At 53.3% G+C, this 1,456-nt stretch carries 1 protein-coding gene; it reads left to right on the plus strand.

What is annotated here, in order from left to right:
• Positions 1–1,304 (plus strand): type VI secretion system tip protein TssI/VgrG (gene tssI / locus NXS07_RS22550; RefSeq protein ID WP_258087508.1); only part of this gene is annotated, 1,304 nt, incomplete at its 5' end.
• Positions 1,305–1,456: the final 152 nt, after the last annotated feature.

Here is a 1,456-nt window from a genome sequence, read left to right on the forward strand (position 1 = left end):
AGAACCCGCGCTATCACCTCTCCCATATGCAAAGCAGCGAAGGCTTCCGTGATTTTGGCAGCCAGACACCGTATACCATATTTGAAAGTTACGGACGCTTTCAAAAAGATGCCGCCGCCAAACCCTTTTTAAAATACCGTCAGGAAGCGCTGGATAACCAGAAACAGACCGGCAGCGGCAACAGCAACTGCATCAAACTGATGCCGGGCAAAATTTTCGAGATAAAAAGTCACCCCCATGCGCCGCTTAATGCCCGCTGGCAAATCATCAGCATCCACCACCACGGGCGCTGTCCGCAGGCGCTGGGAGACAATCGCGGTGAAGGCACCACACTCAGCAACACCTTCAGTTTTAGCGACGGCCTTGCCAACTGGCGTCCGCCGTTTCACTATAAGCCGCTGGCGGATGGCGATGAAACCGCCATCGTGGTCGGCCCCGACGGGGAAGAAATTTTCGTCAATAAGGATGGCGCTATCAAAATCCATTTTCACTGGAACCGCTATGACGAACCGGATGATAGTGCATCGTGCTGGGTGCGGGTGGCGCAGGGCTGGAATGGTCACGGTTTTGGCTTTATGGCAATCCCCCGTATCGGGCAGGAAGTAATTATTTCTTATCTGAACGGGGATATTGACCGACCCATCGTCACCGGGTGTGTTTATAACGGCCTGAACCGTCCGCCACTGGATTTACCTGCGCAGAAAACCCGCACGACTTTCAAGACCAAAACCCACAAGGGCAAAGGTTTTAACGAACTGCGCTTTGAGGATGCGAAAGGCAGCGAAGAAATCTATTTCCACGGTCAGAAAGATTTTACCGCCCATATCGAAAATGATGCTTACTGGCATATCAAGCACGACCAGAAGAGCCGCATCGACAGTAACCGCTACCACGATATCCGCGCCGATGACCATCATCAGGTCGCCGGCTCCCGCAAAATCACCACCGAAGGAGATGTATCACACCGGATTGCCGGCAGCCAGCATACCCAGACCGGGGATGCCACCGTGATTGACAGCGGACAGGAAATTCACCTGAAAAGTGGCGGCAAAGTGGTGCTGGAAGCGGCATCTGAAATCACGCTGAAAGTGGGTGGCACGTTTCTCAAAGTCACGCCGGGCGGCATTCTGTGTTCACCGATTAATGTCGGGCAGGGTTCGGGTGGCAGCGGGCGCGGGCTGGCACTGCAATTGCCGGAAGGTGTAGCACCGTTGCCGATGGTGGAATTCCCGGCTCACCCTTACTGCCCGTTACTGGCACAGCAGGATGTCAGTCCGGTGATTAAACCCGCCAAAAAGGAATAATCATAATGACGGAAGAAATGATGACAGAAACCTCAACAAGCTGGCAGGCATGGCTGAATAAATCCAATGATGCATCGGTATTCTTTATCCTCAATTCGCTGGCGCAACCCAATCCGGTCGATCAGTTTTACCATAACGACTGGGTTGAGCAG

The sequence above is a fragment of the Xenorhabdus bovienii genome (assembly GCF_024721015.1).
Classification (GTDB): Bacteria; Pseudomonadota; Gammaproteobacteria; order Enterobacterales; family Enterobacteriaceae; genus Xenorhabdus; species Xenorhabdus bovienii.